The following is an 18,406-nucleotide window of genomic DNA, read 5'->3' as shown; positions in this document are numbered from 1 at the left end:
GGAGCTTATGTCCAGAATCGGCGTTTTTGTGTGCCACTGCGGCGAGAACATCTCCCGCACGGTGGATGTGGAGCAGGTCGCGAAGGCTGCGGGGGAGATCCCCGGTGTAGCCTATTCCTGCGATTACAAGTACATGTGCTCGGATCCGGGCCAGACCCTGCTGAAGAAGGCAGTGGCAGAGCACAAGCTGGACGGTGTGCTGGTGGCGGCCTGTAGCCCGCGCATGCACGAGAAGACCTTCCGCAAGGCGGCCGAGGCGGCCGGGCTCAACCCGTACCTGTGCGAGATGGCCAACATCCGCGAGCACTGTTCCTGGGTCCACGAGGACCGGGATATGGCGACTGCGAAGGCGAAGGATATCGTGAAGCTCATGGTGGAGCGGGTCCGGAAAGGCAAATCCCTCGCCCCCATCACCGTTCCGGTCACCAAGCGCGCGCTGGTCATCGGCGGCGGCATCGCCGGGATCCAGGCGGCGCTTGACGTCGCGGACGCCGGCCACCAGGTGGTGCTGGTGGAGCGCGATCCGTCCATCGGCGGCCACATGGCCCAGCTCTCCGAGACCTTCCCGACGCTCGACTGCTCGCAGTGCATCATGACTCCGAAGATGGTCGACGTGGCGAACCACCCGAACATCACCCTGTACACCTATTCCGAGATTGAGAAGGTCGATGGCTACATCGGCAACTTCCAGGTGACCGTGAAGCACAAGGCGCGCTCGGTGGACGAGTCCAAGTGCACCGGCTGCGGCGTCTGCATGACCAAGTGTCCGAAAAAGAAGATCCCCAACGAGTTCGACCAGGGGCACGGCATGCGCCCCGCCATCTACGTCCCCTTCCCGCAGGCGGTCCCCAACACCCCGGTGATCGACCGTGAGAACTGCACCATGTTCCAAAGCGGCAAGTGCGGCGTCTGCGCCAAGGTCTGCGGGCCGGGCGCGGTGGACTACGAGCAGAAAGATACCTTGACCGTTGAGGACGTCGGCGCCATCGTCGTCGCCACCGGTTTCAAGCTCTACACCATTGACAGGAAGCCCGAAGGGAGCCCCATCCAGGGCTACGGCGAGTTCGGCTACGGCACCATCCCCGACATCATCGACGGCATGACCTTCGAGCGTCTTGCCTCCGCCTCCGGCCCGACCGGGGGCAAGATCCTCAGGCCCTCGGACGGCAAGGAGCCCAAGCAGGTGGTCTTTATCCAGTGCGTCGGCTCGCGCGCCAGGGAGAAGGGGATCTCTTACTGCTCCAAGGTCTGCTGCATGTACACCGCGAAGCACACCATGCTCTACCACCACAAGGTGCACGACGGGCAGGCCTACGTCTTCTTCATGGACGCGAGGACCCCGGGCAAGGGGTACGACGAGTTCTGGCGCCGCGCGGTCGAGGAAGAGGAAGCGGTCTACATCAGGGGGATGGTCTCCCGCATGTACCAGCGCGGCGACAAGATCGTGGTGATGGGGAGCGACATCCAGGTCGGCACGCAGGTCGAGATCGAGGCCGATCTCGTGGTGCTCGCGACCGCCGTGCAGCCCCAGGACGGCGCGGACCTTCTGGCCCAGAAACTCGGCATCTCCTACGACAAGTACAACTTCTACTCCGAGGCGCACGCAAAGCTGAAGCCGGTCGAGTGCGCCACTGCCGGGATCTATCTCGCCGGCGCCTGCCAGGGTCCGAAGGACATTCCGGACACGGTGAGCCAGGCTTCCGCCGCGGCCGCCAAGGTGATGACCCTGTTCGCCAAAGACAAGCTGGAGCGCGACCCGGTGGTCGCCAAGGTGAACGAGAAATACTGCGTCGGCTGTTTCGCCTGCAAGAAGGTCTGCGCCTACGGGGCTATCGAGGAGAAGGAGATCCGGGATCGCCAGGGGAACCTGGTGAAGAAGGTTGCCTACGTGAACCCCGGTGTCTGCGGCGGTTGCGGCACCTGCCAGGCTACCTGCCCGTCCAAGTCCATCGAACTCGACGGCTACACCGACGAACAGATCATGGCGATGATAGAGGCGCTTTAAACTTCTGACCCAGTTTCTAAAAGGACTTTTCATGCACGCTGAACACATCAAGCATGACTTTGAACCAAAGATTGTCGCCTTCGTCTGTACCTGGTGCACCTACGCGGGGGCGGACCTCGCGGGGACCAGCAGGATGCAGTACCCGTCCAACGTTCGGGTGCTCAAGTTCCCCTGCACGGGAAGGATCGACCCGGTCTTCATCCTGCGCGCCTTTCAGAAAGGGGCGGACGGGGTGCTGGTGTCGGGGTGCCATCCCGGCGACTGCCACTACATGGCCGGCAACTTCCACGCCCGGCGCCGCTTCGCCGCCTTCCGCGCGCTGCTCAACTTCGTCGGGGTCGACCTGAACCGGCTCCAGTTCTCCTGGGTCTCCGCGGCCGAGGGTGGCAAGTGGGTCGACGTGGTGACCGAGCTGACCGAACGGGTACGCACCATGGGCCCGATGCCCGAATTCAAGGAACTCGAGCACGAGGAGCAGTGGTCCACCTTCGCCGGGACTTCGGTGGACAAGTCCACGGTTCTCAATTCGCCGGAGCTGAAAGAGGCGTACGACAGTATAGGCTAGCTTTCCTTGGGGCAGCCCCCCCCCGACCTCCCCCCTCCGGGGGGAGGAGTAATGGACGAAGCTCGAATAGTCCCCGCCCCCGGAGGGGGAGGGTCAGGGAGGGGGAACGCTTCTACCTCTCGCACCAAAAATCTTCGCGCCCACGCCAATCGCGGCGCCTACGGACAACGACATGAACGCTAAAGCAAACAAGAACCAGGTGACCAGCATAGAACCGGCCTACTACCAGGCGATCACCGAGGCTATCCGCAAGGAAGCGGTGCAGATCCTGAAGGACGAGACGGTGGTCGGCGTGGTCGGCTACCTCCCCGGCCGCCGCAAAGGAACCGCCAGCCCCGCCCTGGTCACCACGGTGGAAGAGGCCGAAAAGCTCATCTTCTCGCCCGCATGCGTCAACAACCTTTCGGTCTACCTCACCAAGGCCAAGAAAGGGGTGCTGAAGCAGGGCAAGGTCGGCATCGTCGCCAAGGGGTGCGACATGCGCGCTCTGGCCGGGTTGATGACGGAGTCGCAGCTCCAGCGCGAAGACCTCTTCATCATCGGCGTGGTCTGTCCTGGCGTGTACGGCTTCGGCGTCGAGCGGACCGGAACGGTGACCGAGGCGAACATCGCCCGCAAGTGCCGCGAGTGCACGGTGCACATGCCGGAGGGAGCGGACGTCGCCGCCGGCACCCACGCCGAGCTCGCCGACCTGACGCCGGAAGAGGCGGAGGAGATGGCCCGCATCGAGGCAATGCCGCAAGCGGAGCGCTGGGCTTTCTGGAAGGAACATTTCTCGCGCTGTATCCGCTGCATGGCCTGCCGCCAGGTTTGCCCTTTCTGCTACTGCGAACAGTGCCTGTGCGACAAGAACCGCCCGCAGGCGGTGGAGAGCTCGCCGCGTCCTGCCGGCAACATGGCTTGGCACCTGGTGCGCGCCATGCACCTCGCCGGGCGTTGCGGGGGCTGTGCTGAGTGCGAGCGGGTCTGCCCGATGGACATCCCGCTGAACCTCTTGAACCGCCGCATGGCCCAGGAGCTGAAAGAACTCTACGACTTCGAGGCTGGTCTGACCCCGGTGGAAAAGGGACCGCTCAACGAGTACAAGGAAAACGACGACCAGTCGTTCATCAAGTAGGCCCGAGGTCCCCTCCCCTGGAGGGGGAGGGACAGGGAGGGGGCTTTTCATCGCTGGCTCCCCCCCACCCAGCCTCCCCCCTCCGGGGGGAGGAGTGGAAGCCGTAACACCATCACACAAGCCAGCAGCGCCCTCACCCCTGCCCCTCTCCCGAAGGGCGAGGGGAAAAAGGCCAAGACGAAAGAGACTCTTATGCCGCAGATCATTACGGAACAGAACCTTCGCAATCTGATCGACCTCCTGGTCAAGGAAGCCAAACTCGTAGTGGGCCCGAAGCTGTCAGGATCGGTGGTGCTCTACGAACCGCTGACGGCGGGCTCGGACCTCACCCTCGACGCGCTGCCGCGCCGCTCCTCCAAGGAGCTGTTCTTCCCGATCTGCGAGGACATCCTTTCCTACAAGCGGGAAAACGGCGCCATGAAAGTGAACGACGTGGACCGCTCCAAGTTTCCGGAGACGGTGCTGATCGGCGCGCCCCCCTGTGATGCGGGCTCTCCCGCCATCCTCGATGCGGTGATGTCCTGGGACTACAAGGACGAGTTCTACCTGGAACGCCGCCGCAAGAGCACCATCGTCGGAATCGCCTGCACCAAGGGCGATGACGCCTGCTTCTGCCGCGCCGTAGGCCTCGCCCCGGACGCTGAGGCGGGAAGCGACCTGTTCCTGACCCCGCTCAAGGACGGCTCCTACGCCTGCAAAGCGGTGACGGAAAAGGGGCAGGCGCTGGTGGCTGCGCACAAAAACCTCTTCGCGGAGGGGGCGGGCGCCGAGCCGGTAGCCTTCGTCGACCAGGCGGTCGAGAAGCTCGACCTGGTCAAGATCAAGAAGTGGCTGGAAGACCACTTCGAGGACCCGCTTTGGGAGAAGATCGCCGATATCTGCGTCGGCTGCGGCGCCTGTGCCTTCATCTGCCCGGCCTGCCACTGTTTCGACATCAACGACGAGGGGAGCACGGACGACGGCGTCAGGCGCAAGCACTGGGACGCCTGCGGCTTCGCCAAGTTCACCAACCACGCTTCCGGTCATAACCCACGCGACGTGCAGAACAAGCGCTACAGAAACCGGATCATGCACAAGTTCAAGTACTACGACGACAAGTTCGGCAAGACCCTCTGCACCGGATGCGGTCGCTGCATCCGCGCCTGCCCGGTCGGCATCGACATCGCCGAGATCCTCGAGACTATCAACACAAAGCACGACTAAAACGAACAGGGATAAAGGGGATAAAAGGGATAACAATAAAAGCCTGAGGTTTTATCCCCTTCATCCCTTTTATCCCTGTTAATCGCCTTACGAGAGACAAAGCCTATGTGCAAATCGGATAACATCTACCTCCCCAACCTCGCCACCATAGAAGCCATCGTCGACGAGACGCCGGACGTCAGGACCCTGCGCCTGGTATTCCAGGACGAGCAGGTCCGGGAGAACTTCAGCTTCCGCGCCGGCCAGTTCGCCGAATACTCCTCCTTCGGCTTCGGCGAATCGACCTTCTGTATCGCCTCGGCACCGACCCGCAAGGGGTACATCGAGTGCTGCTTCAGGAGCGTCGGCCGCGTGACCGAGTCCTTGAGAAGGCTCGAGGTCGGCGACACCGTCGGCGTGCGCGGCCCCTACGGCAATTCCTTCCCGATCGAGGAGTTCTACGGCAAGAGCCTGGTCTTCATCGCGGGAGGCATCGCCCTGCCGCCGCTTAGGACAGTGATCTGGAACTGCCTCGACCTGCGCGACAAGTTCAAGGACATCACCATCGTCTACGGCGCCCGCTCCGAGGCGGACCTGGTCTACAAGCACGAGTTGAAGGAATGGCAGGAGCGCGGCGACGTGCGCCTGGTGAAGTGCGTGGACCCCGGCGGTGCCGGTCCGGATTTCGACGGCAAGGTCGGTTTCGTCCCGACCGTGCTGGAGGAAGCCGCACCGAGCGCCGAGAACACCATCGCGCTGGTCTGCGGGCCGCCGATCATGATCAAGTTCACCCTCCCGGTCCTGGAGCGTCTCGGTTTCACCGACGACAACATCTACACGACCCTGGAGAACCGGATGAAGTGCGGCGTCGGCAAGTGCGGCCGCTGCAACGTAGGCAACGTCTATGTCTGCAAGGACGGCCCCGTCTTCACCGCACGCCAGGTGAAGGCAATGTCGCAGGAGTTCTAAGTTCCTTCCTACACCGCCTCCCCCCTCCCCTGCCCTCCCCCTCCGGGGGAGGGTTTTGTTTTTTATCCGCCTTTATCCCTTTTATCCCTGTTCAATTTGCTTGACCAAGTCCTCAAAATGAGAGAGTCTTTCGCCTTTGGCGCCGCCCTCACCCCGGCCCTCTCCCGATTTACGGACCATAGCGCTTAGCGCGGAGGTTCGAGGGCGAGGGGGAGTGGACGAAATCTTCGCCATCGCAGGTATCGCATGCCGTACCTCCTCCTTACCCTGAGCGCCCTGATCTGGTCCGGGAACTTCGTGATCAGTCGGGCCATGAACAACGTGATCCCCCCCGCCGGCTTCGTCTTCTGGCGCTGGGTGGTGGCGCTTATCGTGCTCCTCCCGGTGGTGCTGCCGCGCCTGCGCGAGCAGTGGCCCATCGTGCGCGCCAACCTACCGCTGGTCGGGATCTCCGGCCTCTTCGGCGTCACCCTGTTTAACTTCCTGATCTACACGGCGATGCACTGGACCACGGCCATCAACGCAGCCCTGGTCAACTCGGCCATCCCCATCTTCATCATCATGTTCGCCCGGATCTTTTACGGGCAGCGGGTCATGCTGCGCCAGCACGCGGGCATCGCGCTATCACTCATAGGCGTTGCCGCCATCATCCTTCGCGGTGACCCGACGCGCATCCTCACGCTCAGCTTTAACCGTGGGGACCTGCTGGTGCTCCTCGCCGCCATCGCCTGGGGCCTCTACTCCGTAGCCATCAAGCGCTACCCTCAGGGGCTGAATCCGTTCGTGTTCCTCTTCTCCATGACGGTGTGCGGCCTTGTGCTTTTGATCCCGTTCTACGGCTACGAGATCTCCCAGGGGCACCTGATGACCTGGAACCTCCCCACCATCCTCAGCGTCCTGTACGTCGGCGTCCTCGCCTCCGTGGTCGCCTTTACCGCCTGGAACCACGGTCTGCGCGTGGTCGGCCCGCACGTCGGGGGGCAGTTCGTGCACCTGATGCCCGCCTTCAGCACCATCATGGCGGTCGCCTTCCTGGGCGAGCGGCTGCAGTCCTTCCACGTTGCTGGCATCGTCCTCATCTTCGCCGGGATCATCTGCGCGACGTATAAAGTAAAGGCCTAGCCCTCTCCCCCGCCCTCCCCCTCCGGGGGCGGGAGTCTCCCCCGGCTCAACCTAACCTCCGGCTCAAGCGAACTCCCCCTCTCCCTCCGGGGGTATAAAACCAGCACCTCCCCCACTCACCATTGTCAATTCTCCATTGTCATTTGCTCATTACCCCTGCCTCTCCGTATACTTCCTTGCCCTCTCCCCCTTGCTGCTGATATCGTATTCACTACGCTAAAACAGCTGCAACACATCCCCTCCCAAAAAGGTGACCCCAATGTTCGAAGTTGTAAGCAACGAGATTCTCGCGGAAAACCTCCACAAGATGGTGTTGGTCGCTCCCCGGATCGCCAAGGCCAGGAAGGCGGGACAGTTCGTCATGGTCAGGCTGGATCAAGGCGAAGAACGGATCCCGCTGACCATCGGCGACGCAGACCCGACCGCCGGGACCATCACCCTGTTCATACAGGCCATCGGCGCCTCGACTCGAAAGATCGTCGCCACCCCGGCCGGCGGCTTCATTCGTGACGTGGCCGGCCCCCTGGGCAAGGAGACCCACATCACCAACTGGGGCCGGGTCGCCTGTGTCGGGGGGGGCGTCGGCACGGCCGTTCTGTTCCCGCTGGTGAAGGCGCTTGCCGAAGCCGGCAACGAGATCACCACCATCATCGGCGGGCGCTCGGAGCGCTACGTCATCCTGGCGGACGAGCTGGGTGCACTCTCCAAGAACCTCTTGATCACCACCGAGGACGGCAGCCTGGGCTACAAGGGCTTCGTCACCGGTCCCCTTTCCGAGATGATCGCCGATCCAGCCCGCGCGCCGCAGGCGGTCTTCGCCGTGGGCCCGGTGCCCATGATGAAGGCGGTGTCCAACCTGACTCGGGAGCCGGGCATCGAGACTATCGTGAGTCTCAACCCGATCATGATCGACGGCACCGGGATGTGCGGCGGCTGCCGGGTCCAGGTCGGCACCGAGACCAAGTTCGCCTGCGTGGACGGTCCGGAGTTCGACGCGCACCTGGTGGACTTCGACGGCCTTTCCGATCGCCTCACCAGCTATCGCAAGGAAGAGGCGCACGCGGCCGAGTGCTGCAAACTGGCTAAGGAGGTAGCAAAGTGAGCAACGACCTGTCCCCCAAAGAGAGGATGACTATAGACAGGGTTCACATGCCGGAACTGCCGGCGGATGAGCGGAGTACCAATTTCGAGGAGGTGAACCTGGGGCTTTCCGCAGACCAGGCGCTTTCCGAGGCGCAGCGCTGCCTGCAGTGCAAGACCAGGAACTGCGTCGCCGGCTGCCCGGTCGGCGTTTCCATCCCGGAATTCATCGATGCGCTGGCCTGCGATAATCTGCCCAAGGCAGCCCAGATCCTGCGCGGCGACAACGCCCTTCCCGCGGTCTGCGGCAGGGTCTGCCCCCAGGAAACCCAGTGCGAGGCGCTTTGCGTGCGCGGCAAGAAAGGCGACGCGGTGGCCATTGGCTACCTGGAGCGTTACGTGGCCGACTGGGCCATGCTGCACCCGGACCGCCTGCTCAAGGAGGCGAAGCCCGAGCCGACCGGCAAAACCGTGGCCGTGGTCGGTTGCGGCCCCGCCGGACTCACCGCGGCGGGCGAACTGGCCCGCATGGGCCACCAGGTCACCATCTTCGAGGCACTGCATGACACCGGCGGCGTGCTCCGCTACGGCATCCCGGAGTTCCGTCTCCCCAAGGAGATCATCGACCGTGAAGTTGCCGTGCTGGCCGACCTGGGCGTCACCATCGAGTGCAACGTCATCATCGGCAAGACCCTGACCGTCGCCGAGCTGACCGAGGATTTTGATGCCGTCTTCATCGCCAACGGTGCAGGTCTGCCGACCATGCTCAACATTCCGGGCGAGAACCTGAAAGGTGTCTATGCCGCCAACGAATTCCTCACCCGCGTCAACCTGATGGAGGCTGGGCGCAGGGAGGACAGCGCAACGCCGATTCTGCAACGTGACGAGGTCGCCGTCATCGGCGGCGGCAACACCGCCATGGACTGCGTCAGGACCGCACGCAGGCTGGGCGCCAAGCGCGCCATGATCATCTACCGCCGCGGCGAGGCCGAGATGCCGGCTAGGATCGAGGAGATCAAGCACGCCAAGGAGGAAGGGGTCGAATTCATCATGCTGACCGCCCCCCTCGCCATCATCGGCACCGAGGACGGCTGGGTCAAGGCGCTGCGCTGCCAGAAGATGGAGTTGGGGCCGGCCGATGATTCCGGGCGCCGCCGCCCGCAGCCGATCGCCGGGTCGGAGTTTGACATCCCTGCCGGTATCGTGATCAACGCGGTAGGCACCAACGCCAACCCGCTTTTGACCGCCACCGCACCGGACCTCAAGCTGAACAAGTGGGGCAATGTCGTGGCCGACGACGAGGGGCAGACCAGCATCCCCGGCGTCTTCGCCGGCGGCGACATCGTCAGGGGCGGCGCGACCGTCATCCTGGCCATGGGCGACGGCAAGCGTGCCGCGGCCGCCATCGACCAGTACCTTAAGCGCTGATATAGACGCAAAAGACGTGAACCAGAAGGGGGGGCGCAAGGCCCCCCTTTTCTTATAGCCATTCTCCCATCTCCTCAGAGGGGTGGATGAGGGCGGCTGGGAGTTGACAATACCCGTTCCGAAAGTACCTTTTTATAGTTTGCCACTCTACCAGTAACGAGGAGGCCACATGAAAAGGATACTTTTGTCGCTGTTAGTGCCGCTCTGCCTCAGTCTCTGCCTGTCAGCATACGCTGCGGATGACCTGATGTCGCGCGCCAACAAGTTGTTCAAGCCGATCCCGACCAAGGCCCCATCTCTCAAGGGGAATCCCGCCACTGCAGCCAAGCTCGAACTGGGCGCCAAGCTGTTTTTCGATCCCCGGCTTTCCTCGTCGCAACTGATCAGCTGCAACACCTGCCACAACGTCGGATTGGCCGGAGCCGACCTCCAGGAAACATCGACGGGACATGGCTGGCAGAAAGGGCCGCGCAACTCCCCCACCGTCTTCAACGCCGTGTTCGACGCGGCGCAATTCTGGGACGGCCGTGCCAAGGACCTGCAAACCCAGGCCAAGGGGCCGGTGCAGGCAGCGGTAGAGATGAACAGCAACCCGGAACTGGTGGTGAAGACCCTGAAAAGCATTCCGGGCTACGCGCCGCTGTTCAAGGCCGCCTTCCCCCGGGCCACCGACCCCATTACTTTCGACAATATGGCCAAAGCCATCGAGATCTTCGAGGCGACCTTGCTCACCCCGAACTCGCCGTTTGACCGATTCCTCAAGGGTGACGCGGCCGCCCTCAACGCCAAAGAAAAACGGGGGCTGCGTATCTTCATGGACAAGGGGTGCGCCCCGTGCCATGCCGGTACCAACGTAGGCGGCGCCAACTACTACCCCTTCGGCGTCAGGGAGACCCCGACTACCGAAATCCGCCCCGCCGGTGATACCGGCCGCTTCATGGTCACCAATACCGAAAGTGACCGCTACGTCTTCAAGGCCCCTTCGCTGCGCAACGTTGCCGTAACCCAGCCCTATTTCCATTCGGGGAAGGTCTGGACGCTCCACGATGCAGTTACGGTTATGGGTTCGGCTCAACTGGGGGTGAAGCTGAAGGACGGCGAAGTGGCAGATACGGTGGCTTTTCTGAAGACGTTGACCGGCAGGCAACCGAGGCTTTCCTACCCGCTGCTGCCCGCCGGTTCCGATGAGACACCCCACCCTCAGCTCAAGTAAGGGCGGGACACAGGTGATGTGAGGTTCAAGATGACGGGTCAGGGTCGACCTGGCCCAGCACCTGTTTCAGTGACACCAGGTCGTACGGTTTCTGGATGAACTGCGCGCCCTGGTGTCCAGACAGGCGCCTCGCCTCTTCCGCCGCGCTGAAACCGCTGGAGAGGACGATGCGCACATCGGGCCGGATGCTGCGAAGGTGCTCGGCGGCGGTCATGCCGTCCATCTGGGGCATGGAGAGGTCCATGATCACCACCCCGATCTCGTCAGCATGCTCGCGGAAAAGCGCCACGGCCTCCGGGCCATCCGAGGCCACCATGGTCCGATAGCCCAGCCCCCTTAGCATGGCCCGACATACCAGGCGCACCATCTCCTCGTCATCCACGATCAGTACCATCCCCGTGGCAGCTCCCTCAGGCTCTCGCTCTTCGGCCACGGCGGCCGCTGCCGCGTCGGCCAGTTGTAACTCCCTTGCATCCCCCTGCTTGGCCGCTGCACGTTCCAGTACCGTCTCCCTTGCGACCGACCTGACCGGCTCCGACTGCATCACGTCCCCGGTGCGGTCGTTATTTTGTGCAGCGAGCGGGAAAAGCACCTGCACTCTGGTTCCGGCTCCGGGCTCGCTCGCGACGAAAATGGCGCCTCGGTGCCCCCTGACGATCCCCTGTACCGCTGACAGCCCGAGCCCCCTCCCCGTGAACTTGGTGGAAAAGAAAGGATCAAACATGCGATCGCGCGTGGCCTGGTCCATGCCGCAACCGTTGTCCGCGACCTCGATGGAAAGGAATCTCCCCGGCTGCGGCTTTAGCTCCAGGCGGCTCTGCACCAGTTGCGATACGCCATAATCGCTCAGGGCCGTGGTCACCGTAATTGCCCCCCCCTCCCCCGCCGCTTCGATGGCGTTGGTAATCAGGTTGACGATCACCTGCTGTATCTGCCCGGGATCCGCCTCCAGCAGCGGTAGCCCCGGCGCCAGCTGTACCGTGAAGGTTGCCCCTTTGCGCAGGGACGCCTTCATCAGGTCCACGTTTTCCCCCACCAGCCGGTTCAACTCCACCAGTTTGACGCTGTAGCCACCCTTCCCGGAGTAAGCCAGCATCTGCCTGGTCAGGTCCCCCGCCCGCTTGGTCGCCTGGTGCGCGTTCTCCAGGTACTTGATTGCCGGGCTGTCCGGCTCCAGCACGTGGCGCACCAGTTCGACATTGCCGCCGATGGCCATGAGCAGGTTGTTGAAATCGTGGGCGATGCCACCGGCGAGTACCCCGAGGCTCTCCAGCTTCTGGGTGTGCAACAGCTGCCGCTCCAGTTCGCCGCGCTCCAGGTCCGCCTGCCGCTTCAGGGTAACGTCCTCCCCGGAGCACAGCACCCCCTGAATGGTGCCGTCCTCGTCTCGCATCAGGATGTTGTGCCAGGAGATGAGCCGCTCCCCCTTGTCACGGGTCAGGATGTGGTTTTCGTAAAACTCGAGGAGCTGCTGTTCTCCGCGCATCAGGGCGTTGAAAACCTCGCGGATCTCCTTTTTCCCTTCATGGGGAAGGAAGTTGTCGAACCAATCCAGCCCGAGCGGTCCCCCTTCCGACATGCCCAAGAGCTTCGTCCCTGCCTTATTGATCATCCTGATGCAGCCGTCGCTCCCCAAAAGCATCAGCATCGTCCCGGCCAGATCAAGGTAGCGCCGCGCGTTCTCTTTCTCCAGGCGCAGTTCCCTGGTCCGGTCGGCGACCTTCCTCTCCAGGTCCTGGTGCGAATCCTCGATCCGTCTGGCCATGCTGTTGAAGGCGGTGGCAAGTTCCGCGATTTCCTGCGGCGCCCCCCTCTTCGCTTCCGTTCGCGCCGCCAGGTTGCCGCGCTCCAGGTCCAGCACGGAATTCCTCAGCTCCCGGATCGGACCAGCCACCCGTCCGCCCCCCCAGCCGACCAGCCCCAGCGCGATGACAATCATGGCCATGCCGAACAGAGCGGCACGGGTCTTGGTGGAGACCAGTGCCGAAAAGGCCTTTTCATGGTCCATCGCCACCGCGATCCCCCACCCCTGCGCTGCTCCCAAGGGTACGTAACGGTACACGGCGAGTATCTGGCGGCCGTCCCCTAAAGTTTCCAGGCGCGCCGACTCGGTCATGGTCATCGCCTGCCGCGTCAGTGTCGCCAGCAGCGGATCCCGTGCCGCCAGTTCCGGCTTGCGTTCCGGTACCGAGGCGAGGAGTTCCCCCTGCGGTCCGACCAGGATCATCTGGTTGCCTTCGGCATCGGCGACTCCGGGCAACAGCGCCAACGCCTCCAGGCTCTGTTGCGGCCTGGTCACGCTGACCAGAACCGCCGGCACCTCTCCTGTTTCCCGGCCGGTCCGGTCCCGGATCACGACCTGCCGCGAAATCAGTATCACCGGGTGTCCGTCGCGCCAGGCGGTACCGATCTGCTCTACGGCCCCAACGGCGAAGGCGGCGTCCAGGAATTCGCCGTAACGGTAGCTGCTCTCGACCTCGTCGGGCTCGCTCGCGGCGATAACCTTCCCGTTCGGCGCTATCAACGCCACGCTGTCATAGGCATCGGAGCCGGCGGCCTTGAGGGTGATCAGGTGCTGACAGAGGAATCGGACCCGGTCTTGTGGAGGGACTGCGGACGCGGCCTCCTGGTCCAGAAGGGCCGCGGTCGCATCGACAAAATCGCTGGAGTTAGCCAACACTGCCAGTTCGGTTCGACGCGAGGCGAGCCAGGTGAGGATAGACTGCTTCTTTTGGTCGGCAGCGTTTTCCAGGGCGCGGACGATCTCCGCCTCCTTCAGCCCGTGGATCCCCTCGATCCCCAGCCATGGCGCGCCGTACACCAGTACCAGGATCAGTGCGCCGCACCCCAGCAACGAAAGCACGCTGAAATACGCGATGATGCGTTCACGGATACCAGACAGCCTGCCGTGTCTCCTGGCCGGCGCCGTCATGGACGATACTCGAACTCCCCCAACCGGTAGCGCTGGGGTGACTTCAGCACCTGCTGCAGTCCATCATAAGCCAGGGCACTCTCAACCCTGTGGTAGTCCGCTTGCTGCGGGAGCTTCCCCAACCGCTTGAGGAAATCGAATTCTTCCTTCAGGGGGTGGTATCCCGGGCGTCGCACGATAACGGGTGCCGCGGGGACATCCAGGATCTCCCGACGTGTGATCTCGATGACCTGGCTTTGCGTCAGTTTCCTCTGACGCGGGTTAAGCGCCGCACCGTCCGCTTCTGACCAGAGCACCGCCTGCTGCAAGTTGGCGTTGCTCTTACGCATCCAGTTGAGTGCGCGTACCATGGCGGCGGAAAGCGCCAGTGCAGCCTGTGGGTCATGACGCACCAGTTTTCCGGAGACCACGAAGAAGTCGCTGCTCGCGCCCCGGAACAGTACCCGCGTCTCCGTGTTCCTGGTCAACGCCACGGTCGGAGCAGGCTCCCAGGCGGAAAAGGCGTCGACCTTGCCGTCTTCGAGGGCTGCGGGCATGGCGTCGATGTCCATGGGGACCAGTGTGACGTCACGTTCGGCAAGGCCAACGCTCGCCAGCGCCTGCAGCAGGGTGTGGTGCGCCGACGACCCCTCCGCGTACGCCACCCGCTTTCTTTTCAACTGTGCCAGAAGGACGATGTTGCGCCCCACCAGGGACGTGAAGGTTTTCTTGGTAACCCCGACGGCGCAGATGTCGGTGCGCACCGCCATCCTGATAGTAGGCATGTCGCCCACGATGGCGGCACTGAGCGACGTGCCCATCAGCTCGACCATCTCGCTCCCCTTGCGGAAGGGAACGAATTTCAAAAGGTATCCTGACGCCTCAAGTTCCCGCTTCAAGATGGTATCATGCCCCAGCACCGCCCCGACCATGGCCGCCGGGTATCCCAAGGGCTGCACGCCGACCTCTATCACCGCGGGCCGCAGGGAAGGGGAAGGGGCTGCGTGCGCGTACCCGGGCGACGTAAGGACCAGGAAGAGCAGCATGAGGATGTGGCAACGTACTTTGAACAGCATGAAAGTGCTCTCTTAAAACAGATTGCCGAGATCCAGGTTCGGCTTTCATCAGGTACCGGCGTGGGTCGAATAAGTGCAGGGAGGGCCGAAGCTGACTGTGAATCTGGTTCATGTATCGGCGAATAAAGAAGGCACTTGAGGTTTTAAGTTGTGTGGACAGTGCAAACAGGAAGGTTCGCTGCGGGCAGGTGGAAAAGGCACGCACGCCCCCGGCAGGGGGCGGCGTCAGGTTGTGGTTTAGTGCACCTCGAACCTGCAGGAGAACTGGTAGCCGACCCCGAAGTTGAAATGGTGTTCGGCGATGGCGGGGAAGCCGATCATGCGCAGGTACTCGTAGGACAGCGTCGGCAGGGTGTTGCCCTGGCCGCCAGTTACAGCCAGCCTTTGCGCTTGAAATACCAGTAGGGCGCGAAACCGGAGATGATCATCAGCAGCAGGGCCCAGGGGTAGCCCAGCCCCATCTTCAATTCCGGCATCACCTCGAAGTTCATACCGTAGATGCTCGCCACCAGGGTAGGGGGGAGGAAGACCACCGCGGCGATGGAGAAGATCTTGATGATCTGGTTCTGCTCGATGTTGATGAAGCCCTGGGTGGAGTCCATCAGGAAGTTGATCTTGTCGAACAGAAAGGTGGTGTGCGTCATCAGCGTCTCTACGTCGCGGGCGATCTCTCTCAGCGTCTCGGTCTGGTCAGTGCGATCACGCAGGTGGCGCAAGAGAAACGAGATGTCCCTCTGGGTATCCATGAGGCAGAGGCGGATCTTCCCGTTACTGTCTTCCAGCCGGGCCAGTTTGCCGATGGCGTCCTCAAGTTCGGACTTGTCGTCTTCGAGCACCATGTGGCTCACCCCCTCCAGCTGGCGGTGGATGTCCTCCAGGGTGTCCGCGTGGTTCTCCACCTTCTGGTCCAGCAGGGTGACCAGGAGTTCCGCCGGTGAGCGACATTCCACCTGGCCGCGGCGGGCGCGCATGCGCAACAGGCGGAAGTCGGCGAGGTCGCCCTCGCGGATGGTGATCAGGTGTTTTTGCTGCAGGATGCAGGCGACGGTGAGCGTCATGTGACGCCCCTCGCTTTGGGAGAGGAACAGCGGGTGCACGTGGATGCCGGCCGCGTCCACGAAGCAGCGAGCCGAGATCTCGATCTCGTCCACCTCGTCCGATTCCGGGATGTCGGTATGCAGCAGCAGTTCGAGGAGGTCCCTCTCCTCGTCGTCCGGCTCGTGAGCGTCGATCCAGTCGGCCTTGAGGATCTGGTTCGGGAGGTCCTCCCTCTGGAAATCCATCTCCTTGATGAGCCCGTTGTCTATTCTGAATAGCCTAAGCATGATGCGCTCCTGGCAGGTCCGGCGCCGGGTGCCGGCCGCGGCGAACGGCCACCGGATCCTCTACGGGGTCAACAAAAAGGGCGGCCTTATCGGTCGCCCTTTTTCTGTGGTCCTGAATTATTTCTGCGTCAGCCGGTGCACGCAGTCGACCATGAAGATCGCGTTTTCCGGCGGGACGGTTGGGAGGATGCCGTGGCCGAGGTTGAAGATGAGGCCCGGACGGCCGGCGTTCTCGTCCAGCACGCGCTTCACCTCGCGCTCGATGATCTCCTTGGGAGCGAAGAGCACGGTCGGGTCGAGGTTACCCTGTACCGCCATGTCGCCCAGGATGTCGCGGGCCTTGCCCAGGTTGACGTGCCAGTCGAGGCCCATGACGTCACCGCCGGCCTCTTTGACGATCTCCAGCATGGTGCCGGCGCCCTTGACGAAGTGAATCACGGGGACGTTGGTGCGGTTCAGCCCGTTGATGAGGCGCTGGGTGTAGGGGAGGACGTAGCGCTCGTAGTCGGCCGGGGAGAGCATGCCGCCCCAGGTATCAAAGATCTGGATGGCCTGTGCGCCGGCAGCGATCTGGGCGTTCAGGTACTCCATGTCCATGGTGGTGATCTTGTCCATGAGGGCCGCGTAGATCTCCGGCTCGGCGTACATCATCTTCTTGAGCGCAGCGAAGTCCTTGGAGCCTTTGCCCTCGACCATGTAGCAGGCGAGGGTGAAGGGCGCACCGCCGAAGCCGATCAGCGGCACCTTGGCAGCCAGCTCTTTGCGGAGCAGTTTCACGGCGTCGAGCACGTAGGGGACGTCGGTCTCCATTTTCGGGATCTTGAGCGCCTCGACGTCGGCCATGGTGCGGATCGGCTTGGTGAAGACCGGGCCCGGGGTGAAGTCGAGCTCCATGCCCATCGGCTCGATCGGGGTGAGGATGTCGGAGAAGAGGATGGCTGCGTCGACGCCGAGGATGTCCACCGGCTGAATGGTCACTTCAGCGGCGAGTTCAGGGGTCTTGCAGAGTTCCAGGAAGGTGCATTTGGAACGGACGCGCATGTAGTCGGGGAGATAACGGCCAGCCTGGCGCATAAGCCATACCGGCACTCGGTCTACCGGCTTACCCCAACAAGCGTCTAAAAAGCGAGTATTCATAGTAATCCTCCTGGGTGAAATATGTAATGTATCTCGTTCAGTACATGACATCGCGCCCTCCCGTCAGGAGGGGGGGGCAAATCATCAAATTATTTCTGCTCTTTTCTCTGCACCTTGATCGGCACGTAGTTGCAGAACGGTTCCTCTTCCATGTAGTCGCCGTACACCGCATCGGCGCGGGCGCGGCAGCCGCCGCAGACGTTCAGGTACTCGCACTCGCCGCACTTCCCTTTGTACGCTTTGAAATCGCGCAGGTCCTTGAAGATCTCGGAGTTCTCCCAAAGTTCCTTGAAAGGGGTTTCCTTCACGTTGCCCGCGGTGCGGTGGAAGTAGGAGCAGGGCTTCAGGTTGCCGAAGCAGTCGATGAGGCAGATGGTCTGCGCGGCGATGCACCCCTTGCCGCCGCCGGTGGAGAAGGTGAGCGAGCGACGCTCGAATTTCTCGCCTTCCGCCTTGGCCTTTTGCGGCACGATGCGGTAGTAGTGCGGCGCGCAGGTGGGACGCATGAGGATGTCGTCCTCGTTCTTCTCCTGGTGGTAGTGCCAGTCGAGGATCTCCTCGTAGTCCTCCTTGGAGATCAGCTCGCTCATGATCTCCTCGCCGCGGCCGGTCGGGACGATCATGAACATGTACCAGGCGGTGGCGCCGATGGACTTGGCCACCTTGAAGGTGTTGGCGATGTCGGTCTGGTTGCGCTTGGTGAAGGAGGAGTTGATCAGGAACTTCTGGCCGTGCTTTCTGAACAGTTCGGCCGCCTTCATGACGCCCTCGAAGGCGCCCGGGCACTGGCGGAAGTCGTCGTGGACCTCGGCGCAGGAGCCGTCCAGGGAGAGCGACACCATCTTGATGTCGGCCTTTTTCATCTTCTCGCAAACCTCGTCGGTGACCAGCGAACCGTTGGTCGCCATGCACATCCTGAGGCCCAGCGAGGTGCCGTACTCGGCCAGTTCGAAGATATCCGGCCTCATCAGCGGCTCACCGCCGGAGAGAACCACGACCGGCTTCGAGAAGTCGGCGATTTCCTTGAGGAGCTTCTTCCCTTCCTCGGTGGTGAAGTCACCTTCCGACGAAGTCATCTCGGACGAGCAGCGGCAGTGCACGCATTTGAGGTTGCAGCGCTGGGTGGTTTCCCAGGCGATCCATTTGGGTACGAACTCTTCGGCCATGGCATCTCCAATAGTTACCCTGGAAAGCGTTGCGATGCGGCGGGGGGCTAATCGACTCGGGCAGGGAACGGATTCACGCCAAAAACGGTCGGCTCTGCGACAAGGTACGC

The 18,406-nt window shown here is 62.7% G+C and carries 14 protein-coding genes; 9 read left to right on the top strand and 5 right to left on the bottom strand.

Annotated features, from left to right (window positions below; translation table 11 throughout):
• Window positions 1-7: 7 nt before the first annotated feature.
• The 9 genes from K7R21_RS14510 to K7R21_RS14470 all read left to right on the top strand — a co-directional run bounded on the left by K7R21_RS14510 (window position 8) and on the right by K7R21_RS14470 (window position 10,681).
• Entirely contained in the window at window positions 8-2,005 is a 1,998-nt protein-coding gene (locus K7R21_RS14510; RefSeq protein ID WP_224984007.1) for a CoB--CoM heterodisulfide reductase iron-sulfur subunit A family protein, read from the top strand.
• Between the two features lie 31 nt (window positions 2,006-2,036).
• Window positions 2,037-2,570, top strand: coding sequence for a hydrogenase iron-sulfur subunit (locus K7R21_RS14505; RefSeq protein ID WP_224984006.1), 534 nt, complete (start codon window positions 2,037-2,039; stop codon window positions 2,568-2,570).
• A gap of 172 nt (window positions 2,571-2,742) precedes the next feature.
• The gene (locus K7R21_RS14500; RefSeq protein ID WP_224984005.1) at window positions 2,743-3,687 is read left to right on the top strand and encodes a 4Fe-4S dicluster domain-containing protein; all 945 of its coding nucleotides are present in this window, start codon (window positions 2,743-2,745) and stop codon (window positions 3,685-3,687) included.
• A gap of 192 nt (window positions 3,688-3,879) precedes the next feature.
• Complete coding sequence (locus K7R21_RS14495) at window positions 3,880-4,890, top strand: 4Fe-4S dicluster domain-containing protein (RefSeq protein WP_224984004.1); 1,011 nt, start codon at window positions 3,880-3,882, stop codon at window positions 4,888-4,890.
• 105 nt (window positions 4,891-4,995) lie between these two features.
• On the top strand, window positions 4,996-5,838 hold the full coding sequence (locus K7R21_RS14490; protein ID WP_224984003.1) for an FAD/NAD(P)-binding protein: 843 nt from the start codon (window positions 4,996-4,998) through the stop codon (window positions 5,836-5,838).
• Window positions 5,839-6,084: 246 nt separating this feature from the next.
• Window positions 6,085-6,960, top strand: coding sequence for a DMT family transporter (locus tag K7R21_RS14485; RefSeq protein WP_224984002.1), 876 nt, complete (start codon window positions 6,085-6,087; stop codon window positions 6,958-6,960).
• A gap of 259 nt (window positions 6,961-7,219) precedes the next feature.
• Window positions 7,220-8,062, top strand: coding sequence for a sulfide/dihydroorotate dehydrogenase-like FAD/NAD-binding protein (locus tag K7R21_RS14480; RefSeq protein WP_224984001.1), 843 nt, complete (start codon window positions 7,220-7,222; stop codon window positions 8,060-8,062).
• Window positions 8,059-9,468: an NADPH-dependent glutamate synthase gene (gene gltA / locus K7R21_RS14475; RefSeq protein ID WP_224984000.1), complete on the top strand. Its 1,410-nt coding sequence runs from the start codon at window positions 8,059-8,061 to the stop codon at window positions 9,466-9,468. Before K7R21_RS14480 ends, gltA begins: the two co-directional genes overlap by 4 nt.
• A gap of 169 nt (window positions 9,469-9,637) precedes the next feature.
• Entirely contained in the window at window positions 9,638-10,681 is a 1,044-nt protein-coding gene (locus K7R21_RS14470) for a cytochrome-c peroxidase (RefSeq protein ID WP_224983999.1), read from the top strand.
• Window positions 10,682-10,706: 25 nt separating this feature from the next.
• Here the strand turns inward: K7R21_RS14470 and K7R21_RS14465 are convergent, their stop codons facing one another.
• The 5 genes from K7R21_RS14465 to K7R21_RS14445 form a co-directional block, all read right to left on the bottom strand.
• Complete coding sequence (locus tag K7R21_RS14465; protein WP_224983998.1) at window positions 10,707-13,613, bottom strand: hybrid sensor histidine kinase/response regulator; 2,907 nt, start codon at window positions 13,611-13,613, stop codon at window positions 10,707-10,709.
• Complete coding sequence (locus K7R21_RS14460; RefSeq protein WP_224983997.1) at window positions 13,610-14,668, bottom strand: ABC transporter substrate-binding protein; 1,059 nt, start codon at window positions 14,666-14,668, stop codon at window positions 13,610-13,612. The genes K7R21_RS14465 and K7R21_RS14460 overlap by 4 nt, the downstream gene beginning before the upstream one ends.
• 371 nt (window positions 14,669-15,039) lie before the next feature.
• A complete protein-coding gene (corA, locus tag K7R21_RS14455) occupies window positions 15,040-15,993 on the bottom strand; it encodes a magnesium/cobalt transporter CorA (protein ID WP_224983996.1) in 954 nt (317 codons plus the stop codon).
• A gap of 117 nt (window positions 15,994-16,110) precedes the next feature.
• Window positions 16,111-17,130, bottom strand: coding sequence for a uroporphyrinogen decarboxylase (hemE, locus tag K7R21_RS14450; protein ID WP_224983995.1), 1,020 nt, complete (start codon window positions 17,128-17,130; stop codon window positions 16,111-16,113).
• An 89-nt stretch (window positions 17,131-17,219) separates the two neighbouring features.
• On the bottom strand, window positions 17,220-18,296 hold the full coding sequence (locus K7R21_RS14445; protein ID WP_224983994.1) for a radical SAM/SPASM domain-containing protein: 1,077 nt from the start codon (window positions 18,294-18,296) through the stop codon (window positions 17,220-17,222).
• Window positions 18,297-18,406: the final 110 nt, after the last annotated feature.

The sequence above is a fragment of the Geomonas agri genome (genome assembly GCF_020179605.1).
GTDB lineage: Bacteria > Desulfobacterota > Desulfuromonadia > Geobacterales > Geobacteraceae > Geomonas > Geomonas agri.
Note: the sequence above shows the minus strand (reverse complement) of the source record. Positions and strands in the feature narration are given on the sequence as shown.